The sequence below is a fragment of the Streptomyces sp. NPDC007901 genome (assembly GCF_042959465.1).
Classification (GTDB): Bacteria; Actinomycetota; Actinomycetes; order Streptomycetales; family Streptomycetaceae; genus Streptomyces.
This window is the reverse complement of sequence record NZ_JBIBKW010000069.1, coordinates 1-5,624: the sequence shown is the minus strand read 5'-3', so window position 1 is coordinate 5,624 and position 5,624 is coordinate 1. Positions and strand designations below refer to the sequence as shown.

Genomic DNA, 5,624 nt, shown 5'->3' with positions numbered 1-5,624 from the left:
GTGGGTCACGACCGCTCATGATCGCGGAGGTGGTGACCCTCCGTTGCTCCGGCACCAAAAGTGATCCAGAACCACTTTTCAGCCGTCGCCGACAGGGGTTCTCGGGCTGCGGAAGAAGTACGGCGACACGCGCCTGGAGGCCGCCTGCGCGAGAGCGATCACGGTCGGTGACCCGTCCTATCGCACCATCAAGGCATCCTCGTCGCCGGCACCGAGACCGATCCCGAGCCCGAGACCAGCGGAGATGCAGGGGCCGCGGCCTTCCTCCACGGCCCGCAAGGGCTCTTCGGCTCCGTCACGCCCCCGGACACCCCGGAGGACAACCGCGACGACCAGGTCCACGGCGAAGACGAGGTGGCGGCACGATGAGCGTGATGGACAGCGCCCTGCGCGAGCCACTGAAGTCTCTGAGGCTGTCGGGGATGCTGGAGACCCTCGATGCCCGTCTGGCCCAGGCCCACGGCGGCGAACTCGGCCACCTCGATTTCCTCCAGGTCCTCTGCCAGGACGAGATCACCCGCCGCGAGACCGTCGCCTTCCAACGCAGGCTGCAGCGGGCGAAGTTCGAGCAGCAGGTCACTCTGGAGGAATTCGACTTCACCGCCTCCTCGAAGCTGCCGGCGGCCCAGATCCGGGACCTGGGTGCCCTGCGCTGGCTGCATGCGGGTGAGTCCGTTATTCTGTTCGGCCCGGTCGGGGTGGGCAAGACGCATATCGCTCAGGCGCTGGGCCACCTCGCTGTCCGGCAGGGCGCCCACGTCCGCTTTGCCAAGACCAGCCGGATCCTCGCCGAACTCGCCGACGGCCACGCAGACCGCACCTGGGAGAAACGGGTCCGCGAACTGGTACGGCCCGACGTGCTCATCCTCGACGACTTCGCCATGCGCCAGCTCTCCGCGGCCCACGCCGACGACCTCTACGAACTGGTCAGCGAGCGGCAGGGACGGTCCCTGATCATCACCAGCAACCGGGCGCCCAGCGACTGGTATCCCCTCTTCCCCAACCCCGTCGTCGCCGAGTCCCTCCTCGACCGGCTCATCAACACCAGCCACCAGGTCATCATGAACGGCCCCAGCTACCGACCGAACAAGCGCCCCAGGAACCCCACTGACAAGCCCACCAAACCGTCGGTCAAGTAGCCGCCACCCGCACCCGGGGCTGGGGAATTACGTGAACTCAGCCCCGGGGAAATACGTGAACGTCCACACATCAGGTCTTCAACCGGAACGTCCTCTGACGAGGAGTGGAAGCGGGAACGGCTATCGCCAGTCCTCCTCCCGCCTGCCCCCTACGCCCGGTAGCTCTGCGGACACGTTGACGTCGAAGAACCCGGGCCGCTTCTCGTCGAAGTGGGAGGAGAGCCCCACCATCAACGCGCGGAACTCCAGCAGCGCAGCCGGGGAGAGCGGCTCCGCCAACTCGATCACCGATGTCGGACCAGACATGCAGGAAGCCTAGTTTGCACACCCACACACCTACGTACTGACCACTACCTGACAGACTCGGGCCGCCCTGCTGCCGCACGCCCGCGGTCACAGGGATTCAGAGGTTCAGGGGAACGAGTAGAAAAGCCCTTGCGGGTCGTAGGTAGCCCGGAGGCTTTGCAGCTTCTGCCAGTGCGCGGGCGCGAACGATCGGACGCTGCGGGACGGATCGCCCACCAGGTCCGCCTCACCTACGTAGTGGCCGTGTGTGAACGGTTTGAGGCCGCTGGTGAGGTCGCTGAGCCACTGTCGGTTCTGGTCGTCGGCGGTCCTGTCCTCCCAAGCCGCGTACGGAAGCACCAGGGTCTTGCCCGTCACGGAGAAGGCGGCGTCGGGCATGTGGCTCTGCAGAGTGGGTGGTGAGGGGCAGACGAGGATCACCGAGTGCTCTGACGGCGCGTCGGCCGCTGCCAGGGCGACTGATTCCAGCAAGGTTCCCAAAGTAGCGTCGGACCATAGGGCATCGCCGCTGTATCGTCGGCCTTCCGGCAGGAGCGGTGAGCTGGCCTCAAGCAGGCCGCTCAGCGTTTCCGTCGCGTGGATGGCTCCCACGACTTCGCTCCCCGCCGGCTGGCGGTCGAAGAGCAGCCGCAGCGAGTCGTCCGCCTCGCTGGCCGAGTCGCAGAACACGGCGGCCCAGACCTCCAGGCTGCCGGGCCTGCTGGGTGAGCTCGGGCTAACCACGACGCGTAGCTCCAGCGATGGTGGCAGGTCCGGTGCGGCCTCTTCCAGCCAGACTCCCACCGCCGCGGCGTCTGATAGCGGGAAGCTCTTGGAGCGGGAGCGGATGGCTTCCGGCTCGGGGTACAGCCGTACTGTGAAGCTGGTCACCACTCCGAAGAATCCGGTTCCGGCACCGCGAACCGCCCAGAAGAGCTCGGCATTGTGGTGGGCATCGGCCGAGACCAACTCGCCCTGTGCGGTGACGAGCCGCACCGACTCAAGGCTCGAGCAGGCGGGGCCCCACGTGCCGAGGTTCCATCCGAGCCCGCCAGCGAGGAGATACCCGCTCAGGGCTACCGTGGGGCAGTGCCCTACGGGAAAGGCCAGCCTGTGCTCGGCCAGGGCCTGGATCAGATCCAGCCCAGTGACTCCGGGTCCCACGGTAGCCGTCGAATGTCGCAGGTCGATCGATAGGTCACGCATCCGGGAGATGTCGATGAGCACCCCGGACTCCCGGAGCGCCGAGCCCCAGAGACTGTGGCCCCCCGCGCGGAGGGCGACTCTCATGCCTCGGTCGCGAGCATGGTCCACAGCGACGATGATGTCCCGCTCGGACATGGCCAGGACGATGGTGTCCGGCCAGCGTCCGGGCTTTCGTGCGTTCCACACGGCATCGCAGCGCGCGGCCTCGTAACCGACCTCTCCGCGCCGCAGTTCCCGGCCGCGGCTACCTGGGGGAACGAACATGTCGGTCATGACGCGCGAAGTCTCCTCAAGCCATCAGGCACCGGCCGTCTCCTGCTCCGCGAAGGCAGCCCTGCCCTCGTCCCGGAGGAAGTCGCCGACGACTTCGATACCCGCCGCGGCGAGGGCTTCCAGGTGCTGAGGGGCGTTGGCCAGTTGGCGGATGCCCCCGGCTTCGGCGTCGGCTACGCGTGCCGAGTAGACGATCCGGGAGACGCCTGCCCAGAAGCACGCTGCCAGGCACATCGGGCACGGTTCGCACGACGTGAAGACCGTAGCGCCGACCAGATCGATGCGGCCGAGTGCCCGGCAGGCTTGTCGGAGGGCGTTAACCTCGGCGTGCCGTGTGACGTCCAGATCGGTGGACACTGTGTTGTGTTCGGCCGAGACGAGTTTCCCGTCCACGACGACGCAGGCTCCGAAGGGCATCTGTCCGGCTCGTGCGCCGACGCGCACCTGGGCAAGCGCCACGCGCATGAAGCGCGCGTCCTCAGCGATTTTGAACATCGCTGCTCCGCTCTCAGATCAGGTTCAGGAATTCGGAGCGACGTATCGGATCGGACTGAAGCAGCCCGCGAAAGGCAGAGGTGTAGGTGGACGACAGCTGCTTCTCCACTCCTCGCATCATCATGCACATATGGGATGCAGTGATGGTGACGCCGACCCCTGCCGGGTCGAGAGCATGATCGATCGCTTCCGCGATCTGTTCGGTGAGGCGCTCCTGTACTTGGAGGCGGTGGGCGAATACGTCAACCAGTCGTGGAATCTTGGAGAGGCCGACGACTCGCCCTGTCGGAATGTAAGCGATGTGTGCATGCCCGAAGAACGGCAGCATATGGTGCTCACACTGCGAATAGAACTCGATGTCGCGAACGACCACCAGATTGTGTACATCCTCGTCGAAGATCGCGTCCCCTATGACGTCGGATATCTTTGTTTCATATCCCTCCGTGAGGAATCGAATCGCCTTTCGGACGCGCTCAGGAGTCTTCCGCAGACCTTCTCGGTCCGGGTTCTCACCTATGAGACCAAGCAGTTCCCGCACGAGTTCATCGATCCGCAGCTCCTCGTTGCCGACAAGGCTCACAGGGCCGCTCACGGCCGGTCCAATGCCTAGCGCCGGGTCGTTGGCCAATGACGTCATACTGCCCTCCTGAGATGAATTCCCTGTCGCATACCGTGTTTCAGCGAATGACACGGTACGAGGCAGCATTAACATGCGTCTCGGAAACCTTGACATGGGAGATGGACGCGCCGTCGGCGTGGGGTATGGATTCCAAGGTCACCTTGGCCACGCGGAAGAGCAGCTCGGCGACGTTCTCGACGGTAGGGGCCTGCAGATCTACCGCGAGCTCCTCGGCGTCGCTTGGATCTCCCTCTGATCCGAAGCGGAAGAGCTTGCACTTCTCATTGGCGAGGGCGTCGACGAGAACATCGGTAGCGCCAAGCATGGTCCCGTGATCGAGCCAGCGGTCGATCCAGGCCCTGATCCCGGCTTTGAAGTCACCAAACTCGACCACGGTGCCACTCTCGGCACGCGGCGCGGTAACCGTGATTTCACACCACCAGGAGTGGCCGTGAAGGTTCTGGCACTTGCCACCGATATGAGGTAGCCGGTGAGCTGTCTCAAAATTGTGGCGGACGGATATCTCATACGCCATCCATGCCTCCATGAGGGGCTGTCATTCGAATTAGTCGGATACACTCCATACGACCCTGGCACCACCCTCATCCACGACCGACACCATGGTCTCTAGAACTGGAACCCCCCTTGCGGAGAGGTGACACCCGAGTTCCCGTGCCACGGCCTCGCACGACGCCGAGCCCAGCTCTCGCTCACCCGGCCCCCACCACTGCCGCAGCTGCTCGGACAGGTCCGCAAATTCGATGTCCCGCTCGTCGTGGCGGACCATGACGTCCACGCGGATACGGAATACGTGCCGATGCCGACTGGCGAGATGGGCACGGGAGGGCGGCGCCTCCGGGTAATTGTGGTAGCCAGGCAGTCGCTCCTCCACCCAGACCGAGGATCTTTCGGCATCAACCGTCAGAGCATGAGTCATCAGAGACTCCCGTCAGCACTTTGGGCTCCGGTCAAGGCAAGTCGGTGTTCCACACTGGGCGTTCCTCCGTTCCAGTGCGGCTCGGCCGCGCTTGAACGGAACGCAGGAGGTGGGTGACCGGCAGGCTCCCCGCGAACACGCCGAGGAGCTCCCAACCAGCGCCAATAGCCCGAAAACGCCATTCCTATAAGGGAGTTGATATCCACCAACCACCAAGCAAGCGGCTGCGTCGCCGCTGGCAGGCCAGCCCAGCAACTCGGCGGTCAGGCGAACACCGGCATCACCGCTCGCCAGGCACTCGTCCAAGAGGCGCATGCCAAGCATGTTTCCCCTCCACGCAGAATATCCAGCAAAATCATCACGCGAGATGTCGCCTGGAGTGCGGCTTCCCGATACCTACCGCCTCACGAACTTCGCCGCTTGCCGACCTGCACCGTTGGAGCCGCCCCGTCCGTCCGTGAGGCACAACGGGAGTCCGTCCTGATCGGTTCAGAAGCCGGGAGGCTGGACCCGGTCAACGACCGGACGGGGCCTCGCCAGAGGTTGAACCGCTGACTGAAAGAGTGTTTTGTCCCGGCGAGGTTGTTTGGTTCGAGGTTCAGGTGTCGCGCCAGTTCGGGGTGGATTCGCTCGTGAGTCGTCGGCTTATGAGGTCGATCATCGCGACGTG

Annotated in this window: 6 protein-coding genes and 1 pseudogene; 2 read left to right on the top strand and 5 right to left on the bottom strand. The window is 64.7% G+C overall.

The window, feature by feature from the left end; all coding sequences use genetic code 11:
- Positions 1-85 precede the first annotated feature (85 nt).
- Positions 86-369 (top strand): annotated as a pseudogene (locus ACFZDK_RS55470) (IS21 family transposase); the annotation flags it as partial.
- Positions 366-1,139 carry an IS21-like element helper ATPase IstB gene (gene istB / locus ACFZDK_RS55465; RefSeq protein WP_390986972.1) on the top strand — a complete coding sequence of 258 codons (774 nt, stop codon included), beginning with the start codon at positions 366-368 and terminating at the stop codon, positions 1,137-1,139. The pseudogene ACFZDK_RS55470 and the gene istB, both read left to right, overlap by 4 nt.
- A 120-nt stretch (positions 1,140-1,259) precedes the next feature.
- Here istB and ACFZDK_RS55460 read toward each other — a convergent pair whose 3' ends face one another.
- From ACFZDK_RS55460 to ACFZDK_RS55440, 5 genes are all read right to left on the bottom strand, one after another.
- Positions 1,260-1,445, bottom strand: a complete 186-nt coding sequence (locus ACFZDK_RS55460) for a DUF6368 family protein (protein ID WP_390986969.1) — start codon at positions 1,443-1,445, stop codon at positions 1,260-1,262.
- A 105-nt stretch (positions 1,446-1,550) separates the two neighbouring features.
- Positions 1,551-2,903, bottom strand: coding sequence for an FAD-binding protein (locus ACFZDK_RS55455; RefSeq protein ID WP_390986966.1), 1,353 nt, complete (start codon positions 2,901-2,903; stop codon positions 1,551-1,553).
- Positions 2,904-2,927: 24 nt separating this feature from the next.
- Complete coding sequence (locus ACFZDK_RS55450; RefSeq protein WP_390986963.1) at positions 2,928-3,398, bottom strand: deaminase; 471 nt, start codon at positions 3,396-3,398, stop codon at positions 2,928-2,930.
- 13 nt (positions 3,399-3,411) lie between these two features.
- Positions 3,412-4,035, bottom strand: coding sequence for a GTP cyclohydrolase I FolE (folE, locus tag ACFZDK_RS55445; protein ID WP_390986956.1), 624 nt, complete (start codon positions 4,033-4,035; stop codon positions 3,412-3,414).
- Positions 4,036-4,075: 40 nt separating this feature from the next.
- Positions 4,076-4,552, bottom strand: coding sequence for a 6-carboxytetrahydropterin synthase (locus ACFZDK_RS55440; RefSeq protein ID WP_390986953.1), 477 nt, complete (start codon positions 4,550-4,552; stop codon positions 4,076-4,078).
- Positions 4,553-5,624 lie beyond the last annotated feature (1,072 nt).

Bases quoted from the DNA above. Each gene is read 5' to 3' on its own strand.
- istB (WP_390986972.1), top strand. From the start codon at position 366: ATGAGCGTGATGGACAGCGCCCTGCGCGAGCCACTGAAGTCTCTGAGG.
- ACFZDK_RS55460 (WP_390986969.1), bottom strand. From the start codon at position 1,445: ATGTCTGGTCCGACATCGGTGATCGAGTTGGCGGAGCCGCTCTCCCCG.
- ACFZDK_RS55455 (WP_390986966.1), bottom strand. From the start codon at position 2,903: ATGACCGACATGTTCGTTCCCCCAGGTAGCCGCGGCCGGGAACTGCGG.
- ACFZDK_RS55440 (WP_390986953.1), bottom strand. From the start codon at position 4,552: ATGGCGTATGAGATATCCGTCCGCCACAATTTTGAGACAGCTCACCGG.
- ACFZDK_RS55450 (WP_390986963.1), bottom strand. From the start codon at position 3,398: ATGTTCAAAATCGCTGAGGACGCGCGCTTCATGCGCGTGGCGCTTGCC.
- folE (WP_390986956.1), bottom strand. From the start codon at position 4,035: ATGACGTCATTGGCCAACGACCCGGCGCTAGGCATTGGACCGGCCGTG.